The organism is Clostridium minihomine (assembly GCF_900240385.1).
Classification (GTDB): Bacteria; Bacillota; Clostridia; order Oscillospirales; family Acutalibacteraceae; genus Faecalispora; species Faecalispora minihomine.
The window spans coordinates 67327-91211 of sequence record NZ_OEQH01000005.1 but is presented as its reverse complement, the minus strand read 5'-3'; the positions used below and the strand labels follow the sequence as shown (position 1 = coordinate 91211).

Annotated in this window: 23 protein-coding genes and 1 pseudogene; 8 read left to right on the top strand and 16 right to left on the bottom strand. The window is 46.3% G+C overall.

Annotation, left to right across the window (positions count from 1 at the left end):
- The first annotated feature begins 3 nt into the window (after positions 1-3).
- Genes C1A02_RS11710 through C1A02_RS11700 form a run of 3 tightly spaced genes read left to right on the top strand, consistent with a single transcriptional unit; the run spans position 4 to position 3243 of the window.
- A complete protein-coding gene (locus tag C1A02_RS11710) occupies positions 4-381 on the top strand; it encodes a GntR family transcriptional regulator (protein WP_101698420.1) in 378 nt (125 codons plus the stop codon).
- Positions 378-1277 carry an ABC transporter ATP-binding protein gene (locus tag C1A02_RS11705; RefSeq protein ID WP_101698419.1) on the top strand — a complete coding sequence of 300 codons (900 nt, stop codon included), beginning with the start codon at positions 378-380 and terminating at the stop codon, positions 1275-1277. Before C1A02_RS11710 ends, C1A02_RS11705 begins: the two co-directional genes overlap by 4 nt.
- On the top strand, positions 1252-3243 hold the full coding sequence (locus tag C1A02_RS11700; RefSeq protein WP_101698418.1) for an ABC transporter permease: 1992 nt from the start codon (positions 1252-1254) through the stop codon (positions 3241-3243). Before C1A02_RS11705 ends, C1A02_RS11700 begins: the two co-directional genes overlap by 26 nt.
- A gap of 306 nt (positions 3244-3549) precedes the next feature.
- Here C1A02_RS11700 and C1A02_RS11695 read toward each other — a convergent pair whose 3' ends face one another.
- The 4 genes from C1A02_RS11695 to C1A02_RS11680 form a co-directional block, all read right to left on the bottom strand.
- Positions 3550-4743, bottom strand: coding sequence for an FprA family A-type flavoprotein (locus C1A02_RS11695; protein WP_101698417.1), 1194 nt, complete (start codon positions 4741-4743; stop codon positions 3550-3552).
- A gap of 42 nt (positions 4744-4785) precedes the next feature.
- A complete protein-coding gene (gene rd, locus C1A02_RS11690) occupies positions 4786-4944 on the bottom strand; it encodes a rubredoxin (protein WP_101698416.1) in 159 nt (52 codons plus the stop codon).
- A 98-nt stretch (positions 4945-5042) separates the two neighbouring features.
- The gene (locus C1A02_RS11685; protein ID WP_101698415.1) at positions 5043-5294 is read right to left on the bottom strand and encodes a DUF6514 family protein; all 252 of its coding nucleotides are present in this window, start codon (positions 5292-5294) and stop codon (positions 5043-5045) included.
- A 107-nt stretch (positions 5295-5401) separates the two neighbouring features.
- A complete protein-coding gene (locus tag C1A02_RS11680) occupies positions 5402-8059 on the bottom strand; it encodes a calcium-translocating P-type ATPase, PMCA-type (RefSeq protein WP_101698414.1) in 2658 nt (885 codons plus the stop codon).
- Positions 8060-8508: 449 nt separating this feature from the next.
- Between C1A02_RS11680 and sppA the strand changes: the two genes are divergently transcribed.
- Complete coding sequence (gene sppA, locus C1A02_RS11675; protein WP_101698413.1) at positions 8509-9507, top strand: signal peptide peptidase SppA; 999 nt, start codon at positions 8509-8511, stop codon at positions 9505-9507.
- A complete protein-coding gene (locus C1A02_RS11670; protein WP_101698412.1) occupies positions 9488-10129 on the top strand; it encodes an RDD family protein in 642 nt (213 codons plus the stop codon). The genes sppA and C1A02_RS11670 overlap by 20 nt, the downstream gene beginning before the upstream one ends.
- 322 nt (positions 10130-10451) lie before the next feature.
- Here C1A02_RS11670 and C1A02_RS13765 read toward each other — a convergent pair.
- From C1A02_RS13765 to C1A02_RS11650, 5 genes and pseudogenes are all read right to left on the bottom strand, one after another.
- A pseudogene (locus C1A02_RS13765) lies at positions 10452-10550 on the bottom strand (manganese catalase family protein); the annotation flags it as partial.
- Positions 10551-10583: 33 nt separating this feature from the next.
- Complete coding sequence (locus tag C1A02_RS11660; protein ID WP_101698411.1) at positions 10584-12086, bottom strand: recombinase family protein; 1503 nt, start codon at positions 12084-12086, stop codon at positions 10584-10586.
- A gap of 83 nt (positions 12087-12169) precedes the next feature.
- Entirely contained in the window at positions 12170-12334 is a 165-nt protein-coding gene (locus tag C1A02_RS13555) for a hypothetical protein (protein ID WP_164997203.1), read from the bottom strand.
- 243 nt (positions 12335-12577) lie between these two features.
- Complete coding sequence (locus C1A02_RS11655) at positions 12578-12850, bottom strand: hypothetical protein (protein WP_101698410.1); 273 nt, start codon at positions 12848-12850, stop codon at positions 12578-12580.
- 61 nt (positions 12851-12911) lie between these two features.
- The gene (locus tag C1A02_RS11650) at positions 12912-15074 is read right to left on the bottom strand and encodes a Tex family protein (RefSeq protein WP_101698409.1); all 2163 of its coding nucleotides are present in this window, start codon (positions 15072-15074) and stop codon (positions 12912-12914) included.
- Between the two features lie 393 nt (positions 15075-15467).
- On the opposite strand from C1A02_RS11650, the gene C1A02_RS11645 reads away from it, so the two are divergent.
- Both C1A02_RS11645 and C1A02_RS11640 read left to right on the top strand, forming a co-directional pair.
- On the top strand, positions 15468-15899 hold the full coding sequence (locus C1A02_RS11645) for a hypothetical protein (RefSeq protein ID WP_101698408.1): 432 nt from the start codon (positions 15468-15470) through the stop codon (positions 15897-15899).
- Between the two features lie 682 nt (positions 15900-16581).
- Positions 16582-17148, top strand: coding sequence for an acetate uptake transporter (locus C1A02_RS11640; protein ID WP_243578003.1), 567 nt, complete (start codon positions 16582-16584; stop codon positions 17146-17148).
- A gap of 192 nt (positions 17149-17340) precedes the next feature.
- Here the strand turns inward: C1A02_RS11640 and C1A02_RS11635 are convergent, their stop codons facing one another.
- The 5 genes from C1A02_RS11635 to C1A02_RS13760 all read right to left on the bottom strand — a co-directional run bounded on the left by C1A02_RS11635 (position 17341) and on the right by C1A02_RS13760 (position 20547).
- Positions 17341-17580, bottom strand: coding sequence for a GIY-YIG nuclease family protein (locus tag C1A02_RS11635; protein ID WP_164997219.1), 240 nt, complete (start codon positions 17578-17580; stop codon positions 17341-17343).
- Between the two features lie 74 nt (positions 17581-17654).
- Positions 17655-19436: an ABC-F family ATP-binding cassette domain-containing protein gene (locus C1A02_RS11630; protein WP_101698406.1), complete on the bottom strand. Its 1782-nt coding sequence runs from the start codon at positions 19434-19436 to the stop codon at positions 17655-17657.
- Positions 19437-19466: 30 nt separating this feature from the next.
- Positions 19467-20081 (bottom strand): manganese catalase family protein, encoded by a 615-nt coding sequence (locus C1A02_RS11625; RefSeq protein WP_243578002.1) that lies wholly within the window; start codon positions 20079-20081, stop codon positions 19467-19469.
- Positions 20081-20341 carry a spore coat protein CotJB gene (locus C1A02_RS11620; RefSeq protein ID WP_101698405.1) on the bottom strand — a complete coding sequence of 87 codons (261 nt, stop codon included), beginning with the start codon at positions 20339-20341 and terminating at the stop codon, positions 20081-20083. The genes C1A02_RS11625 and C1A02_RS11620 overlap by 1 nt, the downstream gene beginning before the upstream one ends.
- Positions 20338-20547 carry a spore coat associated protein CotJA gene (locus C1A02_RS13760; RefSeq protein WP_243578001.1) on the bottom strand — a complete coding sequence of 70 codons (210 nt, stop codon included), beginning with the start codon at positions 20545-20547 and terminating at the stop codon, positions 20338-20340. Before C1A02_RS13760 ends, C1A02_RS11620 begins: the two co-directional genes overlap by 4 nt.
- Before the next feature lie 25 nt (positions 20548-20572).
- On the opposite strand from C1A02_RS13760, the gene C1A02_RS11610 reads away from it, so the two are divergent.
- On the top strand, positions 20573-20959 hold the full coding sequence (locus tag C1A02_RS11610; RefSeq protein ID WP_129588165.1) for a hypothetical protein: 387 nt from the start codon (positions 20573-20575) through the stop codon (positions 20957-20959).
- A gap of 305 nt (positions 20960-21264) precedes the next feature.
- Here the strand turns inward: C1A02_RS11610 and C1A02_RS11605 are convergent, their stop codons facing one another.
- Positions 21265-21774, bottom strand: coding sequence for a hypothetical protein (locus C1A02_RS11605; RefSeq protein ID WP_101698402.1), 510 nt, complete (start codon positions 21772-21774; stop codon positions 21265-21267).
- 70 nt (positions 21775-21844) lie between these two features.
- Positions 21845-23875, bottom strand: a complete 2031-nt coding sequence (locus C1A02_RS11600; RefSeq protein ID WP_101698401.1) for a thioredoxin domain-containing protein — start codon at positions 23873-23875, stop codon at positions 21845-21847.
- Positions 23876-23885: the final 10 nt, after the last annotated feature.

Genomic DNA, 23885 nt, shown 5'->3' with positions numbered 1-23885 from the left:
CGGATGTTCTCTCTGGATTACAAAAGCAGGCTTCCCATTTATGAGCAGCTTTACAAATCCATTACCAAAATGGCTGCACTCGGCGGTCTGGAACCCAACGAACAGCTCCCATCCGTTCGCGCTTTGGCGCAGGATTTGGGAATAAATCCAAACACCGTGCAAAAAGCGTATCAATTATTGGAGCTAAATGGAATTATTTATTCTGTTCCGGGGAAAGGTTCTTATATCTCACCAGATATTTCCGCTTTATCCCAGCAAAAAATAATCTCGCTGGAAAAATTAGCGGAGGCAATCGGCCATGCGGCCGACAGTGGAGTAACCAAACCGGAAATGATGGAGCAGGTAGAAAATTATTTTAGCGGGAGGAGTGCGGCACAATGATTGACGTAACATCATTGGTGAAAAAGTTCGGGAACAAGGTAGCCCTGGACGGAATCACCTTTACCATCGGCGGCGGATCTGTATTTGGACTGGTGGGCAGCAACGGCGCGGGGAAATCCACGCTTCTTCGCAGCCTGGCCGGCATCTACAAAGCGGATGGAGGCGATGTTTTGGTAGACGGGCAGACGCCCTTTGAAAACAGCGCTGTTAAAAGCAAGATTTTCTTTATTCCTGATTACCCTTATTTTTTTCCTCAGGCTACTATGGAAGATATGGCTGATTTTTATTCGAAAACGTATTCCAATTGGAGCCAACAGCGATATCAGGAACTTTGCTCTTTGTTCCCGCTGGATCGAAAAGCAAAAATCATTAATATGAGTAAGGGAATGCAGCGTCAGGCAGCACTGATCAACGCATTGGCCGCACAGCCGGATTACCTGCTGCTGGACGAAATTTTCGACGGTCTGGATCCGGTGATGCGCCAGCTTTTGAAAAAGCTTTTGTCCAGTGACGTGTCTGAGCGCGGAATGAGTGTGGTAATTGCCAGTCATAACTTGCGCGAACTGGAAGACCTGTGCGATCACGTGGGCTTGATGCACAAAGGCGGCGTGGTATTTGAGCAGGAGCTGGATGCCCTGAAACTGGGAATCCACCGGGTGCAAGCGATCTTTAAGCCCCTTCCTGAGCCAGAAGCCTTTGCGGGTTTGGACATCATTAAAACCGAAACCCGCGGTTCGCTGATGAATCTGGTCATTCGCGGCGGCAAAGAAGAAATTTTAAACCGGTTGAACGCATTAAATCCGGTATTTATCGAGCTTCTTCCTTTGACATTGGAAGAAGTATTTATCAGTGAAATGGAGGTGGCGGGTTATGACATCGAAAACATCCTCAAATAATTTCCGTAAAGAATTTAAACAGACTTTTCTTTGGGAACTCAAAAACCGCTGGAGCCTGATTGTATTATTCTGCGGCCTCCATTTTGTGGCGCTTCCCCTGATTGAAATTCTGGCGCTGAATCACGGCCAGCGCATGAGCTTGCAGAACGATTATATTGTGGATTTAAACGACCGCTTTTTCAATGTGCTGCAAGTGGCGCTTCCCTTTTTAACCGTATCTTTATCCTTACTTTTGGCACTCATACTGCCTGTTTTAATGTATAGCTATATGCATCAAAAACGCAGTGTCGATTTGTTTCACGCGCTGCCTGTCAGCCGCACTGCTTTACTGTCTGCCCGGATGCTGGCCGGACTGACCGTAATCGTTATTCCGCTGGTTCTGAATTTTGCAATAACCGGATTAATCGGTGTCTTTTATCAAATAAATATAGCTCATTATTTGCCTTACATGATCTATTCCCTGGGGTGGATTGTGCTCATGTCACTGGCAGCCTTCCTGTTCTGCACCGTGCTGGCAGTATGCAGCGGAACCACCTTTGACATGGTGATTTCCACTGTGGTGCTCAACATCACTTATCCTTTGATGATCATTCTTGTGATGGTAACCGCCGGCATGATTATCCCCGGCATGACCTTTGAGCCCAATTTCACAGCCTTCTATATCAGCGCTCTGGCGCCTTTCTGCGCCGCCTATATCCCCATTGCACAAATGAGCATCGGCACACCGGAGACATCCCCCGTATTTCTGGCCTGGTGGCTAATTTTCTGTGTAATTATGGTTGTTGCTTCTTTGTATTTATATCGCAATCGAAAAAGCGAATGTGCAGAAAGCAATGCGGCCTTCCCCATCCCCAAAATTCTAATTCGCTTTGTCGCAACAACGGCCGCCGGGCTGGTTTGCGCACAGATCTTCCTCTCTGCTCTTTCTACCAATTCCAGTTTCTTTGTGGGGTTGGCTGCCGGTTCCCTCATTGCCCACATTGTGGCCGAAGCCGTATATGGACGTGGATTTAAAGGCCTTAAAAAGAGCTTTGCTTATTACGGCATTTTCCTTCTTGCTTTTGTGGCTTTTTACGGCATATGCGTAACCGGAGCCTTTGGTTATGACACCCGGATACCCAAAGAAGAAGACGTCAGCTATGTGGAAGCAAATCTGGGTTACACCTATGGACATCAAGTCAACGGATTCGCGGTTATGGATGAACAAGGCCGTAAAGAAATCGCACAGATTCCCCAGAAATTAGAGGAACCTGAAAACATTAAAAAAGTTCTCAATTGTCATTCAGAAATCATAAATGTTATTCGCTCGGCTAAGTATCCCTATGAAATTCAGGATGAATATACGGATATGACGCTGATTTATCACTTGAAAAACGGAACAACGATAAAGCGCGTTTACTCCTCTAACTTTTTGATGAATCATTTGAATGAAGCAGAAAACAAAAAGTTTCAGCAGACAGTGAATACCATTATGTCTACTGCGGAATACCGTATTTCTGGCAATCCCCTTTATTATTTAACTCCGGAATTCGTGGAATCGATTGCGATTTCCCTGCCCGAGCAGGAAGAACAAATATTGGTTCCGGATCGCCAGAAAATGCAGGAACTGATTGATACATTAAAAAAAGATGAGGAACAGATTTCTTATGCGATGCACAGCGCAATTCAGGCACAGCCCTCAGAAGAAAATGACGAGCCCAATGATATTGTTTGGCTGACATTCCGAACTCGCCCTGCTGTGGTTCCCGAGGGAAGCCCCTTGCAAAAAGCAATTGGCAACTATTCCGGCAAAGTAACCTTTTTTGCCAACGGTTTTTCACTGGATAAAAGGTATACTAACACCCGAAAACTAATAGAAGAAAACGGATGGACCAAAAAATTCGTTTCTTCCACCGAAACAGTTCCCTCAGCGTCAACAGTGGCAGCTACATCGGACAACAACCTGCAAATCGCATTGGCTTATTAAGCAGTCGTTTCATTGAAAATACGGACAATAAAAAGAAACAGGAAGCAGAGCATTCTGCTTCCTGTTTCTTTGAATTTTACTGAAAAAAGGCCAATACAACCCTGCTTTGCCCTTGGCGTCGGGTGTTTCAAAGGCGCCAAATGTTCCGTAAAGACAGCAGAACTTATCTTATGGAAAGAAATTCTTTGTGTATTAAAAAAGCACTGCCATCGGTTGGCCATCTATCTAAGAAAACCAGAAAAACCCCTTGTTCCTTTCCCCTGTAAGGCTGAAAAGAACAAGAGGTTTTTATTACTTTACTCTGTGTTATTTAGAAATCTGCTCTGCCATGCTGCGTGCATATTCCTTCATCTTCGCCAAGTCTTCCTGAGTAGGCGTAAAGTTGGATCGAATTCCTTCCCCAACAAAGCTGTACTTCAAATGCTCTAAACGAGAGCGCATCATCGGCACGGCCTCACCACTCCAGCCATAGGCGCCAAAAGCACCCGCCGGCTTGGAACGGGCATTGATAGCATCGATGCTGGAAAGCACATCCCACACAATTTTGGGTGCGTCACGATTGATGGTGCAGGACCCAATCAGCAAAGCATCTGCCTCATTGGCTGCTGCCACAGTCTCGTCAAAGGGGGCAAACACAATGTCTATCATGCTGACATCCACATCGGAGTCAGCAGAAAGCTCCTCATAAGCGGCTTGCGCCAGCTGTGTGGTGCATCCGTAAGCCGAAGCATATAGAATCGCAATTTTTTTGCGTTTGCACTCCTCAGGCGTACTCCATTCCCGGTATAGATTCTGAAGTTCCTGAATACCGCTAACCAGGCAAGGGCCGTGGCTGGGGCACACCATTTTTATCGGCAGATCCTTTATTTTATCCAGCCCGCTGAGCACATAGGGCTTAAAAGGACCAAAAATGCATTCATAGTAATGGCGCACCTGTTCAAGGTACTTATCCCGGTAATGTAAATTGGTATCAAGCAAAGTGGGCTCGCAAAAATGCGTTCCCAAAAAGTCACAGGTAAAAACACAACCGCTGGTTTCGTCCCAGGTAAACATAGAATCCGGCCAGTGCAAAAGGGGCGCCACAATAAATTGCAGCGACCGGTCGCCCAAATCCAAGATTTCTCCCGATTTTACCACATGGAACCGAAACTCCTGATTCGCAATGGCAGTAATATACTTTTTCGCCGCCATTGTGCAGAAAATCTCGATTTTGGGATTCAGCTCCAGCAATTTTGCAATACTTCCGGAATGATCCGGTTCGGTGTGGTTCATGATTAAATAGTCAATTTCAGAGATGTTGACAATAGCTTGAATATTTTCAAGATACTCCTCAAAAAACTCCAAATGAACCGTGTCGATCAACACATTTTTCTTGCCGGTAATTAGATATGCGTTATAGCTGGTACCATAAGGAGACTCCATAATGATATCAAACACACGCAAGCCCGGGTTCAACACCCCGACCGAATAAATATTTTCCGACAATTTTTTGGTTGCCATAGACTAAACCTTCTTTCCCGCTAACTGGGCGTAAATTTGCCCTTATTGGGGACTGAAAAGATCCTTTCCTGCCCCACATTCTGGACAAGTCCAATCCTCGGGAAGGTCTGCAAAGGCGGTGCCGGGCGCGATTCCATTATCGGGATCCCCCACCGCAGGGTCATACACATATCCGCAAGCGTCACATACATATTTTGCCATACTTTAACACTCCTTTGATAATTGACAATCATTGTCATTATTTGTAATTAACTACAGTATACCCCATCTTTCACCGGATTGTCAATCAAAGGAACCGTTCAACAGCAAATGTCACCATCATCTAAAATATTACATAAATGACCCGGACAAACCGTGCCTCTGGCCAATTTTTTCGCCAAAGCCACCGCCTGATCTCTGCTTTGGGCCACGTTCTCACATTCTGCCTGCAAACAGATGGAACCGCGCTGGACTATTTTGATGCCAAACCCTTCTGCTTCACTTCCAAAAACGTAATACTCCAAAATTCGTTGCTGCCGGGATAAAATAATTGTTCCTACGTTTTCAACCATGAACGGCCTCCCTCCTCTCTGTGAATTTAATTCACTGAAATGTTAAATTTATCATACGAGATTTTGGGCAATTTTTCAATATCACTTTCCTTAGTCGTAACGAGAACTTAGTTTTTCCGCAAGATATTTCGCCTTTTCTCTCCACTTTTCCTAGATGTAGAACTAAAAAAGGCTTTCTCCACCTCCACAATGACAAAAGGAACCATGGAAATCAGAGCGACCGCCAGCCATTGGCCTAAATTTAGAACAGACGTTTTGAAAACTTGGGCAATTGGCTCCACTGCAATTACTGATACCTGCATAATGACGCAGATAACAGAGGCAAGGATAAGCTGGGGATTGCTGAAAATCCCAATTTTGAATAACGAATGTGAGGAGCGCATGTTGTGACTATGTACAATTTGAGAAAGGCTAAGGGTGGCAAACGCCATGGTGCGGCCGATGATCGGATAAGAGGGATCGATGTCGAAAAATGCCCTGCCGATACTGTAGGCTAACAGTGCCAAAGCGCCAATTAAACACCCTTCTACTAAAATATTGTATCCCATTCCCCCCGCGAAAATACTCTCATTTTGCCGATGAGGGGGTTGTTCCATCACGTCGTCCTCAATTGGCTCTACACCCAGCGCCAATGCGGGCAAAGAGTCAGTTACAAGGTTGATCCACAGCAGCTGAATGGCCACAAGCGGCAATGGTAAATGAAGCAGAAAAGACAAGAATACTGTCAAAATTTCGCCGATATTGCAAGAAATCAGGAAATGGATTGTTTTGCGGATATTGGCATAGATGCCACGGCCTTCCCGAACCGCCTCCACAATCGTGGCAAAATTGTCATCGGTCAGCACCATGTCGGCTGCTCCCTTGGCCACATCTGTGCCGGAAATTCCCATGGCGCAGCCGATATCCGCTGCTTTCAGAGCCGGAGCATCGTTTACACCGTCACCTGTCATGGCGACAACCTCGCCCCGCTTTTGATATGCTTTCACGATTCGAACCTTATGCTCCGGTGAAACGCGGGCAAACACGGAATACTGATAAATATTGCGCTCTAAGTCGCGCTGATCCAGCTGATCCAGCTCCTGACCGGTCAGTGCTTTGTCCTCTGCGCCCATAATTCCCAGCTTTTTGGCAATGGCAACCGCCGTAGCCACGTGATCCCCGGTAATCATAACGGCACGGATGCCGGCCTTTTTGCACAGGCCGACGGCCCGTTCCGCTTCGGGGCGAGGCGGGTCGATCATGCCGATAAAGCCGCAGAACACCAAATCTTTTTCCCATTCGCTTTCGGGCGGAAGCTCGGTTACATCTCGGTATGCCACACCCAAAACCCGCAGAGCACGTGACGCCATTTTCTCATTGCGCCGCTGCAGTTCCCGCCGGATGTTCTGGTTCATGGGTGCACTGAAGTCCCCGCCCTGGCAGGTGCTGCACCGCTCCATCAAGATATCAGGCGCACCTTTGGTAATAATACGGTATTGCTGGTTGCCAATCCGGTGCACCGTGGTCATCATCTTTCGAGTGGACTGGAAGGGGATTTCCCGAACACGGGGCATCCGTCGCTCCAGCTGATCTTTCGGGGTGGGGGATGCGGTCAAAAGCGCTGCTTCTGTGGGATCCCCCTGCACCTTGCCGCCGGACATCACACAGTTGTTGCACAAAGCTGCCAGTTCCAGAATTCGTTTTGCCTGGGGATTCTCTTTGGGCAGAACGCCGTCATAGCCGGCCACTTCTACCACTGTCATTTTATTCTGTGTCAAAGTGCCTGTTTTGTCAGAGCAAATAACGCTGGCGCTGCCCAGTGTTTCCACGGCAGGCATCCGGCGCACAATTGCCCGGCAATTGGCCATACGGCGAACTCCCATAGCCAGCACAATGGTGACCACTGCCGGAAGTCCCTCCGGAATGGCCGCTACTGCCAGACTGATCGAGATCATAAACATATCCAGCGGTGCCACGCGCTGAATCAAGCCCATGCAAAAGATAATTGCACAAATGGCCAGTGCGCCGATGCCCAACACTTTGCCTGTGTGGGCCAGCCTTTTTTGCAAGGGGGTTTGAGGCGCTTCTTCCGAATGAATCATGTGGGCGATTTTCCCCACCTGTGTTTCCATTGCGGTGGCCACAACAACTCCCACGCCACGGCCGGCTGCGACACTGCTGCCGGAATACAGCATATTCTTTCTGTCACCCAGGGCGGTTCTCTCGCCACAGACCATATCCGCCGCTTTTTCTACCGGAAGGGATTCTCCGGTCAGCGCAGATTCTTCTGCCCTTAAATTATGCGCTTCTAAAATACGCAGATCTGCCGGGACAAAATCGCCTTCGGATAAAAAGACCAGATCGCCGGGCACAATATCGGCCGAAGCAACCTTCACCCGTTTGCCGTCACGCATTACCACTGTTTCAGGCGAAGACAGCTTTTTCAAAGCGTCTATGGCCTTTTCGGCGCGACTCTCCTGCGCAACCCCAATCACGGCGTTGACAATCACGATCATCAGAATAATAATAGAATCTATGTAATCGCTGTCATTCTGAAACATAGAGGTCATAAACGAAACAGCTGCCGCGATCAGCAGGATGATAACCATAAAATCTTTGAATTGCGCCAGAAACTTGGACGCAAGGCTTGGATGCCGCCCTTCCTCCAGTTCATTCTTTCCGTGCCGTTCCTGTCGTTCCATTACCTGCTGTGTGGTAAGGCCCCGTTTGGGGTCTGTCTTTAACTGCCGGATACACTCTTCTCTAGAAAGGCTTTGCCATTCCAAAACTAATCAACTCCCGCTCTGATTTTAAGGCTTTCGCCTTCACCTGCCGAAGCATTAGTCATATATATTAATCAAGTGGGACGAAATATAACCTGATACGGAGAATTGTCGTAATTCACAGGAAAAAGTGAAAATAACCCAGACCCTATCTGATTTTCTTGCCAAACGGCCAATTACAGCACCGAAAAGGCGCTGATTCTGTCCGGAGTGCGCAGCGGTTGTACCATTGAGAGAAAAGAAAAAATATTACCCGGGACAATATTCCTGCTTTATTCCGCAAAGCAGACCCGGTTTCCGTTTTCTTCCGGTATAATATTACCAAGTATCCCATGTGAAAAAGCATACAAAGGTTCTTTGCTTGACAAACAAGGGGTAACATCGATATGATTGATTTATTCGGTTAAACTAGAAAAGGAAAGAAATATCTCTTTCAAAAAGGTGGACATTACATGAATAAAAAACAAATTGTAGGATTGATAGCGGCAGCAGTCGTATTCGTTTTTGTGTATGGTTCCAGCATGCTGATTCAAAGCTTTGCCGGCCAGTCACAGCAAGGCGGCTATTTTAATAAGCTGCTCAGTTCCATGGAAGACCCTTCGGTGAACTTTCCCACAGATCCGTTTGTGGGCGTGATTCCGGTCGAAGGCACCATTCAGGCTTCCTCTTCTTCCTCCTCCCTTTTGCCGGAAGAAGGATATAACCACAGCAAAACCTTAAAATTGATAGACAGCCTGGAAGACGATTCCAACAACAAAGGAATTCTTCTGTATGTAAATTCTCCCGGCGGCGGTGTTTATGAAAGCGAAGAGCTGTATCAGCGCTTGCTGAAATACAAAGAAAACACCCAGCGCCCGGTTTGGACCTATATGGCAAACATGGCAGCATCCGGAGGGTATTACATCTCGATGGCTTCAGATAAAGTGATTGCCAACAGCCAAACCTGGACCGGCTCTATCGGTGTCATCATTTCCCTGACCAACTATAAAGAATTAATGGATAAAGTTGGCGTAAAGAGTGTTCTTTTCACCAGCGGAAAAAACAAATCCATGGGCAACGGCGGTGTTGACATGACAGAGGAACAGGCAAAGATTTTTCAATCTCTTGTGGATGAACCTTATGAAAACTTCGTGAATATCGTGGCGAAAGGCCGCAAGATGAGTGCAGAAAAGGTTCGGCCTTTGGCAGACGGACGCATTTACACCGCAAAGCAGGCATTGCAAAATAACCTGATAGACGGAATTTCCGGTTATGAAGAAGCACAAAATCAATTGGAAGAAACTCTGGAAGAGTCCGTGGAATTCTATACCCCCTCTTCTTCCGCTTCTCCCTTTGCCTCCCTTTTCTCACTGGCAAAGCAATATAACCGCAGCGATGCCGAAAAGCTGGCCGATCTAATGGAAATTAAAGAGAGCGGGGTGCCGATGTATTATGCAGCCATTGGAGAATAACACCCCCACACCGGGCGGCTTTTTTGTCCGCTTGGCGGCGTATCTCATCGATTTGCTGCTGATTGGAACCATACTGTGCTTGGCAGTGCGCCTGCCATTCTGGTTTATGCAGATGCAAAACCCAGACAATTGGTTTTTAAGGCCTGTTCTGTTCCAATTCAGCCCATACCATATTTTCTTGTATCTGGCCATGTCAACCTATTTTATTTTCATGACTTATACCACAGGGGCCACGGTGGGCAAACGCCTGATGAATCTGCGGGTAATTTCCACTGATGGCGACAAGTTAACCCTTTTTAACGTTCTCTATCGAGAAACCATCGGCCGGTATCTTTCTTCCCTTTTGTTCATCGGATATCTGATGATTGGGGGCAGCGACACCAAAAGGGCTTTGCACGATCTGCTGTGCAATACTCAGGTGATTTACACCTGCAAATGCAAACCCACTTTTTATGGTAAAGCGCCTGCCGCATACGGATATGGTAACTTGCAGTCGGTCACGCAGCCATCTGTGCCCGTTTCCTATCGGCCTTATGGGCAGCAGCAGCCGGTTGCTGAACCGGAACCCCCGCAGCCGGAAGCACAGCCACCGGCAGAACCCCATTCTCAAGAAAACCAATAACCACAATGAATGATTGGTTTGGTTATTATTTTTCCAAATCGCAATGCTCCCAGAAAAACCGAAAAAACAGCTAAAAGGGTCTGCTGCTTGATTCACACAAGCAGCAGACCCTTTTTTGATGTTTTATAAATACTGCCCAGCGAGCGCCTTATCCCCTAATTGCATTCTCTGCAGTGGATATTCTATCACCAAAAACACAGGTCCTTCCGGCTCTTAGTTTCTAAAAGCAATTGACGATTACCTCATAAACAAGGCCCGTTGCAAAATCCTGCTTTGCGACGGGCTTTTAAAATCCGCTATGAAATTTTTTCGGTGATTCAAGTTATTGGGGCTTTTTATCAAATGAAGGGTTAAATGCATAAAAGTTTCTGCTATCCAAATGATCGGTGGTAATACGCAGACCTTCCCCAAAACGTACAAAGGGGCAACCTTTTTCAGCCGAAATAAAAAAACATTATATGTTCCAATAGATTTCTACCTGATCGCTGGTTGCATAAATCACCGCAATCAGGCTTCTGGCAACCTTTCGTTTTTCATCCAGAGATATGGTTTCCCATCGATTCAAATAGTTCGTAATCTTTTTTAATCCTTCCTGATTGACCCGGTGAACCAAACAGCGAGTTAGCTCCCTGTCGATCTGAGCCTGTCTGGCCACCAGTTTCTCAATGCGCTGATTTAAAAGAGCCATCAATATATCGTTGGCCATAGCGACTTTATCCAGCAAAGACTCCATTTCCTGTTTGATTTGATTCCGTTCAATCCGCAGCGCCGCAGCTTCCGGATTTTCGGAAACCGCTTCTTTTTCTTTGACCAGCACCGGAAACTCCCGCAGTTTTTGAACCATTTGATCGAAAATCATAGTTTCAAACTCGTCTGCATAAATGGTTCCGGCCCCTTTGCATGCCTTGGCGTTCATTTTCTGACTGCAAAGCAGATAGCGGGAACGCCTTGTGCTGTACTTTTTCACTGTCAGGGCATAGTGACAATTTCCGCACTTTATCAAGCCCGCCAGCCAAGTGTTCACCACTTTGCGCCCGGGCTGAACCTGTTTGTTTTTGCGGCATTTCATGCGGCATTTCAGCCACAAATCGGCGGGAATAATTCCTTTGTGGGGCGCAAGCACCAGTCGGTTCTCCCGAAAATCAGACTGCTTGCGGTTATCGGCATCTTTTCCTTTATAATAGTAACACCCATTCACCCCGATGAAGTCTTCTGGCGGGGATTCAATCACCGCGCCCTGCTGCTGAAAAAATTCATACACATCCAAATCGGCCTGAACATAAATCGGATTTTTTAAATAATCAGCCATTCTGGTTCTTTGCCACGGCTTCCCGCGATAGGTAATCCCATGTTCCTGAAAGTAAGTCACAATATCGCCGTAAGAGGTGTTCGGCTCGGAATAAAGTTGATACATTAGCCGAATCTGCTCTGCTTCTTCTTCCCAAATGACATAAGCTTTTGTTTTCTTCTCGTGAAGAGTGCATTCTGCCAAGCGGAATCCATAGGGAACACGGCCCCCCATATAAAAGCCTTTTTCGCTGCGGGAATAGTAAGCATCCGTCACACGCTGCTGAATGGTTTCGCGCTCCAACTGGGCAAACACCATACAGATATTGAGCATGGCACGCCCCATGGAAGTGGAAGTGTCAAACTTTTCGGTGGAAGAAACAAACTCCACTTTATATTCATCAAACAAGGCCATCATGGACGAAAAATCCAGAATGGAACGGCTGATACGATCCAGCCGATAAACAATCACCTTTGCGATTTCTCCTCGTTTAATGTCTGCAATCAGTTCTTGAAAGCGCGGCCTAAGGGTATTTTTCCCGCTGTAGCCTTTGTCAATATACGCAACAAAGACTTCTCCCCTCGCTTCATAGCGGCATGCCTCAATTTGACTTTCTACGGAGATACTATCGTCCCGGTCAACCGATTGTCGGGCATAAATCGCAATCATAACACCTTCCCTCCCCTCTCTGAAAAATCAAAATCGGCAGTTGCCCATAAATGGTTCTGCGGTTTTTGTGTATTCCGTCAATGTCACTCTATTTTTGAAAAGACTTCATAAAGGGTTCGGTTAATATCTGATTTTACTTTTTCACGCTCCTGGGCTGTGAAAACCGGTGTCCAATTTCGAATAGTAACAATTTTTTCTCCGCAGGTCACCTGCTGCACAGTCTCTTCATACGTTGGTCCGTTTGTCATGGAGTACCAGCCCCCCTTGTTACTACCACTCTATGACAAATGGCTGTCCGAAAATGTATGTCCGGATATGGGCATCTGAAACGCTTTGGCAGGATTTTTTCGGCTATCCCTAATGGGGCAAATTTCACTATGACAATGACAGCATCCAAAAATCCATTTTGGACAAACAAAGCACGGTAAAATGGCTTAGATAAAAAAGTTTTCTCAACTGCCGCCCAAAAAAGGATGACGTAAAATAACCAATCAGGCTATCAATCCGAAACCACCCTGAAAGCCAGTGGTTCGCATAAGCCCCCAAAAGACAAAAAAGCCAGCGCCTAATAAGCGCTGGCTTTCACAGGGAAGGTTCTTTGCCTTCCCCACACAAACGGATTCCAATGATTTGTGCTCTTTGATGGCGATTCTCATATTCCAAGGCGATACAACATCAATATTTTGATTCCAAAATTGAGCAAAGCCTTGCAAAATACTATTTCCATTTTTAGCTCCGGCGTGGTATTTTTCCTTTCCATTCATTCGCTGAAAAAACACCACATGAGTTCTGGTTAGAGAATCGCTCCGCAAACAAAGTTTACCATTATTTTTGAGCGTCTTTGACCTGCTTCATAGAAAGAGAGATGCGTTTTTTCTTCGTGTCCACATCCAAAACAACCACCTGAACGATGTCCCCCACAGATACCATTTCAGAGGGGTGGCGGATAAATTTGTCTGCAATCTCTGAAATATGCACCAATCCGTCCTGATGCACGCCGATATCGACAAATGCACCAAAGTCAATCACATTTCGCACGGTTCCGGTCAACACCATCCCCGCTGCCAAATCTTTCATATCCAGAATATCTGTGCGCAGCAAAGCAGGCGGCAGCTCGTCACGCGGATCACGGCCGGGCTTCAAAAGCTCTTTTACAATGTCCCGGAGTGTCGGGACGCCCACTGCACACTCTTCTGCTATTTTGGCTTCGCCATAGTTTTTCACTCGCTCCGGCAGCTCCTGAAGCGTTCCGTCGGCCACATCCCGCAGTGTATATCTGCACAGTGAAATCAGTTTTTCTGCGGCCGCATAGCTTTCAGGATGCACACCCGTATTATCCAGCACAGACTTGCTTTCAGACACACGCAAAAATCCGGCACATTGCTCATATGCCTTGGGGCCCAGCTTGGGCACTTTTAACAGTTGCCTGCGCGACGTGAATGTTCCGTTTTCTTCCCGATAAACCACAATGTTTTTTGCCGTTCTGCTGCTTAATCCGGAAACCTGCTGCAGCAAAGAAGGCGAAGCGGTGTTTAAATCGACCCCCACCGCGTTAACACAGTCCTCAACCACACCAGACAGTGTTTCATCCAGCCTTTTTTGCGGCATATCATGCTGGTACTGCCCTACACCGATGGCCTTCGGGTCAATCTTAACAAGCTCCGCCAGCGGATCTTGCATCCTGCGCGCAATGGATATGGCAGACCGCAAATTAACATCGTACTGCGGAAATTCCTCTGCTGCCAGCTTAGATGCGGAATAGACCGACGCCCCCGCCTCGTTGACAATCATATAGCTAACGCCCGGCGTGCGGGCAATTAGCTCACAGGTCATTTGCTCTGTCTCCCGCGAAGCCGTACCGTTTCCAATGGCAATGTGCTCGACTTTGTGTTTGTGAATCAGCTTTTCCAAAGCGGCGATGGCCTCATTTTTCTGGCGTTCCCCATAGGTGGGATACACCACAGCGGTATCCAATGCCTTACCTGTGCCGTCCACCACAGCAACCTTGCATCCATTTCGATACCCCGGGTCAAGACCCATCGTCACGTGGCCCTTAACCGGCGGCTGCATCAAAAGAGGCTTTAAGTTAATAGCAAAATTGTGTATGGCTCCATCAGACGCCGTTTCTGTCAAGGCAGTGCGCACCTCCCGTTCCATAGACGGGAACAACAGGCGGTCATATCCGTCTTCCGCCGCATTCTGAATGAACTCTGATGCGCTGGAGCCAGGTTTTCTCGTTCTATTCCAAATCAATCCCAAAGCCAATTGCCGTTCTATCTCGACTGAAACCTTCAGGTATCCTTCCTTCTCGCCCCGGTTTATGGCCAGAATCTGGTGCCCTTGAAGCCGGGAAATCGGCTGCTGAAACTGGTAATACAGACTGTATACCGAATCTTCTTCTTTTTCGGCACTGGCTGTTAAAATTCCCTTTTTCAGAATCAGATCTCGCAAAAGGCGGCGGATCTCGGCGCTATCCGCCACAATTTCTGCCACAATGTCCGATGCACCAGCAAGTGCATCCTCGGCATTCTCGACTCCTTTTTCAGCATCCACATAATCTTCGGCCAGCTTTTTGATATCGGGCAAATCCCTGCGCTGCTCCAAAAGCGTCATCGCCAGCGGCTCCAGCCCTTTTTCTTTGGCAATGGTCGCGCGGGTGCGGCGTTTTTGCTTATAGGGACGATAAAGGTCTTCGACTTCTGCCAGTGTTTGGGCAGCATCGATTTGGGCTGTAAGCTCTTCGGTCAGCTTTTCCTGTGCTTCAATCGCTTTTTTTACCTCTTCACGGCGAGCTTCCAGATTTCGCAGATAGGTAAGCCTGTCCGCCAAGTCACGAAGCACGGTGTCGTCCATCGTTCCATGCATTTCTTTCCGGTAACGTGCGATAAAGGGAATGGTATTTCCTTCATCGATCAGGTCTATCACATTTTTAACGTGCTCTTCTCGCTTGTTCAGTTCTCTTGCGAGTATGCTTACAATGCTTTCCATCTGAAACTCCTTCATTAAAGCTGAATGTTAAATTCATTTTACCACAAAGTTGCAGCACTGTAAAAGAAGATAAAGGCGAAAAGAAAAAGACAAGGGCAAAAATCCGCGCCGTGCGATTTTTCTTGAAGATAAACCAATAAGCGCTGATTTTGTTTTATCTTACTAAACTTTTTATTTTATATCTTGATACATATTTTTTCTATTCACCATGATATCCGACGCCGACTAACGCTTTAAAACCGCCTGATTCAGGCTAAAGTCCTGTTCTATTCGGAATTCATATAAAAAACAATTCCTTTGTGATTGCCTCATTTGAAATATTAAGCCTTGTATCTGCCTGAAATTCCGAGTATAATTATTTCTCGTGTCATAAAACAGGAAAGGGCTGACTCCATGGACGAAATTACACAAATTTATTACAGCGATAGCTATTCCCCGTTTCTTCGCTATTGCGAGCTTCATAGCTATAAACAGATGAAAGACCTGGTAAACTGCCGATTTGAAGAACTGCCGGAGCTTACCGGTATTTCTCCCGCACTGCTGAGCCGTATCAAAGCACTTTATGTTCTCTATCTTAAAAAACACCCGGAATGTTTGAGCGGCACCAAACCGGCCAAAGCAAAAACAACCCCAAATACAGATGATCTTAGGGATCGGCTATTGGTTGTTTTTCAACAGAATGCAAATCAACTGATCCGCATTACCGATATCACCAAGGCAATGGGAAAAGGCGTAAAGCGAAGCGATATTATTCATGTATTGGAACATCAAAAATGGTGTCAAATCGTGGATAACACCACATTCTTTTATGCCCCGTTGGATTAATATTTGCAGTCAAAAGAGAGTATTATGCTCTCTTTTTTTGTTTTTAATTCCAAATAAGCTGTTCGGAATCGCTGTCTGCCACAAACAACCTGTTCCCTTTCGCCGGTCAGCAATGCCCCGTTCCTTTCACTTTCTTTTGAAAAGAAACCGTTTCTAAATCACCCGATTTTAATTTGGGGAAGCTCCACACTCACCCGGAAACAAATGCTCCCATCATTTTTCGCTTGTTTCATGTTCCTCAAACACTTGCAAAGTACCAAAGATCTTTCACAAGAACCAGTTTTTATCGCCTGTGGTTGAAGCCATGATTCTCTTAGTCTTCATCTTCCACAATTGCTATTTTTTTAACTATTACGGGGAAACCATTGGAAAAAACAGACAAAGCAAGAAAAGTATCATAATCCCTTTACAAGAACATTTTCGGACGATATAATGGAAGGACGTTTGCCGGAAAAGCCAGGAAAAACAGCTTTTTTGTCGATAGCCTGCGGCAATACAAAAACACCCTATTGTGTTCCACAAGTGATTGGGAACATCTGCGCGATGCGTTTTTATGAAGGTGTTAAATCGTGCTCTTGCTCTTTTTATAAAGCATAATGAATCAGCACACGGAACCTGCTCAGGGAAAAGTGCTCCGATTCTTTATGGTGATACAGACAAATCATGTTGAAGGGGAATCATTGTGGAACTAGAAACAACAAAAAAAGAAATCAAACACGCGAATCCGGGGCCTTTGGGACTGCTGGGATTTGGAATGACGACTGTATTGCTCAATTTGCATAATGCAGAAATTATTCCGCTTTCCGTTGTAGTCATCGCAATGGGATTCGCACTGGGCGGATTGGCACAGATTATCGCCGGCATTATGGAGTTCCAATGCAAAAACACCTTTGGCGCTACCGCATTCACAGCTTATGGCTTGTTTTGGTGGTCGCTTATTTTCATTTGGATCAACCCATTTCACAGCACCGCTGCCGACGAAATTTCTATGGGGTTCTATCTGCTGCTGTGGGGTATTTTCACAACCTTTATGTTTATCGGCACATTAAAGCACAATGTTGCATCACGGGTTGTCTTTTTATCTCTTGCCATTTTGTTTTTCCTGTTGTCCATCGGTGACTTTACCGGCAGTGCCCCAATTAAATTGATGGCCGGCTGGGTGGGAATTTTCTGCGGACTGAGCGCCATTTACACCGCAATGGCCAATGTGGTCAACAATGAATTTGGCAAAACGGTGCTCCCGCTCTAAGCAAGAATCAAAAAAACTACATTCCAAATTTGCATCATGTTACCTCCTATCCGGTACAAAATGCATTGTCATATGAAAAAGCACCCCGATTGTAAATGTTACGTTACAATCGGGGTGCTTTTTTCTTTGTTTTTAAAACGTATCAAGGTGAAAAGTGAATTTTATTCATTCTGCAAGAAGCTCTTTCAAACGCTAAAAGGAACCATTGCCCTGCTCAATAAGAGATAATTTCTCGCCGCGGCTCAATCTTTTTAGGGCTGCTTCCCGCTGAAGCGCTTCCCTTTTTGTTGCGCAGCGTTCTACAAAAACCAGTTCCACCGGCAGGCGGGAGCGCGTATATTTTGCGCCCTTCCCTTTGTTGTGCAGAGCCGTGCGGCGGTTTGGATCCGTGGTGTAGCCGCTGTAGATGGTGCCGTCGGCACAGCGCAGCATATAGGCATAATATTGTGTGGTATTCTCCGCTTTCACTAAAATCCCCCACCCAAACAGTTCGAACCGGATTCTGATTATTTCTGCAAACGGATTTTTTCTGCTAACTCATTCAGATAAACCCATCGCTCTGTTTTGTCATCCAGTTCCACTTCCAAATCTGCCTTTTGTTCCATCAGTGTTTGCAGCTGAACATAATCGCTGGCGGCTTTGACGATTTCGCTCCCGCACTCTGCAATTTTTTCTTCCAGTGCGGCAATATCATCGTCTATGGTTTCATACTCTCGCTGCTCTTTAAAAGAGAACTTTAGCTTCTGTGGCTTTTTCGGTGCTCCCTTTTGCGCAGAGGCTTCCTTTTTTGGGGCAGCCTGCTGCTGTTCTATTTTTCGATTTTCTTCATAGTCACTGTAGTTCCCTGAATATCTTAGAATCGTGCCGTTTTCATTGATCTCAAAAATATCGCTGGCCACCTTGTCCAGAAAATAACGGTCATGAGATACCGCTATTACCGGGCCGGCAAAAGATTCGAGATATTCCTCTAAAATCGTCAGCGTTTCAATATCCAAATCGTTGGTGGGTTCGTCCAACAACAAAACATTGGGGGCCTGCATCAAAATGCTTAGCAGATAAAGGCGCCGGCGTTCGCCGCCGCTTAACCTTCCAATTAAAGAATACTGCAAATCAGAAGAAAACAAAAACCGCTCCAGCATCTGAGAGGCAGAAAAAGTTCCTTCAGACGTTTTGACTTCATTCGAAATGTCACAGATAAAATCAAATACCCTTTGATTCGGATCCAATTCCCGGGATTCCTGTGAAAAATAGCCGATTTGAACAGTAGCGCCCACCTCAATTGTTCCGGCATCCGGCAAAAACTTGCCTGCAATCAAATTGAGCAAAGTGGACTTTCCCACACCATTTCTGCCAACGATTCCAATGCGGTCCTCCCGTTCCAAAAGATAAGAAAAATCCCGAATGAGTGTGCGGTCATCAAAGGATTTCGTAACCCCGGAAAGCTCGATGATCTTTTTCCCCAAACGGCTGGATAAATTAGAGATTTGAACTGTGTCGTCTTCTTCCTGCGTGGTTTGAGCCTTGAGCGCCTCATAGCGGTCAATCCGGCTGCGGCTCTTCGTGCTGCGCGCTTTGGCGCCCCGTATGATCCACTGGTATTCCCTGCGCAGAACGGCCTGACGCTTGCGTTCGCTGGCCACCATCATCTCTTCTCGCTGACTCTTGAGTTCCAGATATTTAGAGTAATTTGCCTCATAAGTATAGAGCTTGCTGTGAGATAACTCAACGATATGGGTTACCACCCGCTCCAGAAAATACCGGTCATGGGTCACCATGATAAGGCCGCCGCTAAACCGGCGCAAGTGCTGCTCCAGCCAAGAAACCATGTCACTGTCCAGATGGTTGGTGGGCTCATCCAAAATCAGAATATCAGCCGGGTGAATCAGTGCGGTAGCAAGGGCCACCCGTTTGCGCTGCCCGCCTGACAGCGTCCCCATTTTTGCTTCATAATCGGTAATTCCCAGGCGTGTCAGCATCGACTTTGCTTCGTATTCTTTCAAATCGCGAAACTGCGCGGGGAACTCTGCAAAAACCTGTTCCAAAACGGTATAGTCATCTTGGATGGGCGGGTTTTGCGGAAGATAAGACAACTGTATATTGGGGTTGGTTGCAATAGAGCCTTGATCCGGCGGCTCCACACCAGCAAGAATTTTCAGCAGAGTGCTTTTGCCCGTACCGTTGATTCCGATGATGCCAACTCGATTTCCTTCATTTAGATACAGCGAAACATCCTGCAACAGTTGCTTCATCCCATAATTTTTTGAAATTTTTTCTGCGGATAATAGCATGAATTGCTCCTTTTCGTTTGCATTTCTATTTTATATTATAGCACATCTGGCGAATAATAGCAGGAGCTTCCGCCAGATTTTTCGTCCGCTCAAAGGTATGTTTCCTTTTGTATGGTTTGTTTCGCCGAAACGCTGATAGTGAACCACTTCGCGCTGCCGAAGAAAACGGATGGGATCAATCACATCCGGATCATCGCAGAATCTGAGAATATTATCATAGGTAGTGCGTGCTTTTTGTTCTGCTGCTAAATCTTCGTGCAAATCGGTAATCGGATCTCCCTTAACCGCAAAAGTGGAAGCGGAAAACGGGACGCCGCTGGCGTCAACCGGATAAATGCCCGTGGTATGATCCACAAAATACGCATCGAACCCAGCCTCTTTCAGCTGTTCCGGCGTCAGGTTCCGCGTCAGTTGGTACACAATGGTTCCAACCATCTCTAAATGGCCCAGCTCCTCGGTTCCTATATCTGTCAATATCGCTTTTAGCTCGGGATAGGGCATGGTAAACCGTTGGCTCAAGTAACGCAAAGAGGCTCCCAATTCTCCGTCAGGCCCTCCGTATTGAGTGATAATGATTTTGGCCAATGCCGGATTAGGGTTTTTGATCTTCACTGGGTATTGCAGTCGTTTTTCATAGACCCACATCAGTTGTCAGCCTCCTCTTCGATTTCCCATGGCCAGGGGCCGCTAACCCATGCCCAGCGGCTGGTTTGATTGCTGGTTTCTCCCATAGGTCCATAAGCGTCTTCATATTTCCTTACCAGTTCGTCTATCTTGGTTCGGGTTTCGGCAATTTTTTTCGCGGCTTCACAGTCATTGGGGTGAGTATCTAAAAAAATATGCAGTTCCCAAGCCATAAATCGGTAAGAGTTGATCTGACGCAGTAATTTTTCCTGTTCGCTCATTTCAGCACACCTCGTTTCCCGGTAAAGGGCTTATCTAAATCTGGGAAAATGGTCCCCTGATTAAATCCTTTTTCCGCTGAATAAGTGGTGCCGAATTGTTGAAATGGTACATACGCCATAGCGACCACCGTTTGTGCGGGTAACGGCGGAACCGCGATTGTCATTTCGCAGTTTTGCATGTTTTGCATATTTGACACGTTCGACATGTTCGACATGCTTGGCATGTTTTGCGTGTTTGACGTGTTCGACATGCTTGACATGTTCGACATGCTTGGCATGTTCTGCGTGTTCGACATGCTCGGCATGTTTGACGTATTTGACGTGTTCGACATACTTGGCATGTTTGACGTGTTTGGCATGCTTGGCGTGTTTGACGTATTCGACATGCTTGGCATGTTTGACGTGTTCGACATGCTTGACGTGTTCGACATGTTTGGCATGTTTGACGTGTTGGACATACTTGGCATATTTGACGTGTTCGACATGCTTGGCGTGTTTGACGTGTTCGACATGCTTGGCGTGTTTGACGTATTCGACATGCTTGGCATGTTTGACGTGTTCGACATGCTCGGCATATTAGGCATGCTTGACATGTTGGGCATATTTTGCATATTCTGATTTGCTGCCATGCTTCTCATGTTCCCCTTTCTCTTAATCTAAGCTTATCCCATATCTAGAATATGCTGTTAGAATAATCTGAGTGCTTGTTCCCCCGGAACATTCACCTTTCTTTCCGCAAAAATCGGCTTTTGTCTTTTTTATTGGTTGAAAAACAATAAGATATAAGAACATGGAGTAACTCATCGAAGCTTTCCAAAACTACGGGTATTCTTATCATAGAAAACAAAAAGCTTGCCGCTGATTAGCGGCAAGCTTTTTGACTTCATCCATTAAAAATTACAGACGAATGCTTTTCCTTTGGGTTAGGAAAGCTGTTTAATTTTATTCGATAAATCGGTTGTATCGGACAAAACCAGCGGGCCACTCAAATAATCGCTTCCTTCGCTGTAAAACAGCATCTTTTGGTTGATAGCAATCATGCACTTTTTCAGGTTAACACTTCTGGAATCGTTAGCACCATAAATCGCATATTCATACTCCCTGTCCAGAATCAGTTCCACACAAACATCGGACTGTTGATAGGATTTTATGGTTTCTTCTGATACGGCCAAAGAAACAAACCCGGGTGCTTTGGTGTTGGTTTCTAACAGCTGCTCTACCAATCCTGTAATTTCCTTTGCATCTTCGCTGTTCCCCTCAAGCTGAACGGAAGGCGTTTCGCTGTATCGGAACACCCTGACTTCACTTGCAGAAAAAACTGAATTCTTTGGCTGAGAGGAAGATTGACTTTCTTTCATATGACAACCGTTTAACAGCACTAGAAAGCAAATGGCCGTATAAACCAAAAGCATTTTTTTAGAAAACCGAAGCATACCATGCCCTCCTTTTTTCTGCATACATTCAAATGAAAATTTAACGGAAACTTCAAAATAATAGAAACCCCTATGATTGCAGCAGCTTTTTTAATTCATCTATACTGTCCACCGGGGGCAGGCACGCGCCGTTTTGGCACAGATAGTAACGCACCTGATTGGTTTCCGGAATCGGATATTCCTGAACAAAGGGAGCCAGACGCCCCAGTTCCTGCTGATTGGACTTGGTTTTTACCAATATGCTGAAATGAAAGGCATCAATTCCCCTTATTTCACTTGGGATTTGCTTGTCCCCTGTGACACAAACCAACTGACGAGATGGATATACTTCCTCCATTAAAGCGCGAAGAGAAACGCTGTGTCCAGCCGGATACTCCTGCATTGCCGCACTTAAAAACTGCAGCTGTTTTTCGGCAGCCTGTTTCCAAACAATTTCTCCGGTCAGATGAAATAACCGCTGCAAAACCAAGGCAGCAACCGCATTGCCGGAGGGCATTGCACCGTCAAACACCTCTTTTGGGCGGCTGATCAGCTGTTCGCTGTCTTTGGCATATAAATAGAAACCATTGTTTTCGTCATCCCAAAACCAATCCATCATATGCCGCGCTGTCTGCAAAGCCAGTGCCAGATCTTTTTCCTCATAATTTGTTTGGTACAGTTCCAGCAAAGCCAGTGCGTAAAAAGCATAATCATCCAGCTGTCCGGCATGGGCAGCTTCCTCTTCCCGCCAGCGAAGCAAAAGGCGGCCATCAGAATTTGTCATGCTGTCCGCAATAAATCTTTGCGCTTTTCTTGCTGCCTGTCCATAATCCGGCCGGTTCAAAATTCGTGCCGCTTTTGCAAAAGAAGCAATCATCAGGGAATTCCAAGAAGCCAGCACCTTATCGTCCTTGTGCAGATGGGTGCGCTCGATTCGATAATCGCGAAGTTTTTCACACAACCGTAATATGTGTTGATTTTCTTCCCCATATTGCTGATTTTGGATGAGATTCGGAATGTTCTTCCCTTCAAAGTTGCCCGCTTCTGTAATTCCAAACCACCGGCAAAATTCTTCGCTGTCCTTCGCTCCCAATACTGTTTCTAATTCCTGGGGAGTGAACACATAAAACTTTCCTTCTACACCGTCACTGTCAGCATCCTGACCACAGTAAAACCCACCCTTTTCATCGGTCAGTTCACGCAGAACATAATCCAATACCTGCTCTGCCACACGCCGATACAGCGGCTTTTGGGTAATGCGAAACGCCTCTAAATAGGCGTCGGCCAAGAGGGCATTATCATAAAGCATCTTTTCAAAATGGGGCACCAACCATTTTTCATCGGTAGAATACCGGGAAAAACCGCCCCCCACATGATCAAACATACCGCCGCGGTACATTTGAGTGAGCGTGTGCTCCACCATTTCCTGAAGGTCAGAATCTTTTTCCAAAATAGAATAACGCAGCAGGAACAATAAATTATGTGCTGATGGGAACTTCGGTGCTCTTCCAAACCCGCCCCACCGAATATCATAGATGCGGCGAAATTGCTCTACTCCTCTTTGCAGCAAATCCTTTCCGCTGCCTTCATACGCTTCCGGTTCACGGGATTCCTTTAAAAATCCGGCCACCTGATCCCCCGCTGACAAAAGCTTTTCTCGGTCTGTCTTCCATTGCTGGATGATTGCCCCCAGCAGATCCATCAGCCCAATCATCTGCATTGTTCCAGTTTTGGGCAAATAGGTTCCCGCCCAAAAGGGTTTTTGATCGGCCGTCATCAAAATTGTCATAGGCCAGCCGCCCGAACCGGTCATAGCCTGGCACACCGCCATATACACCGCATCCACATCCGGGCGTTCTTCCCGGTCTACCTTAATACTGATGAAATATTCATTTAAAAGCGCAGCCACTTCTGGATCCTCAAAGGATTCATGAGCCATCACATGGCACCAATGACAAGTGGAATAACCGATCGACAAAAAGACCGGTTTTTGCTCTTTCTGTGCTTTTTCAAAAGCTTCTTTGCCCCAGGGATACCAATTCACCGGATTATATGCATGCTGCAAAAGATACGGACTTTTTTCTTTTTCCAAACCATTGGGGACTCTGTTTGAATTCGTCACTTGATCCCTT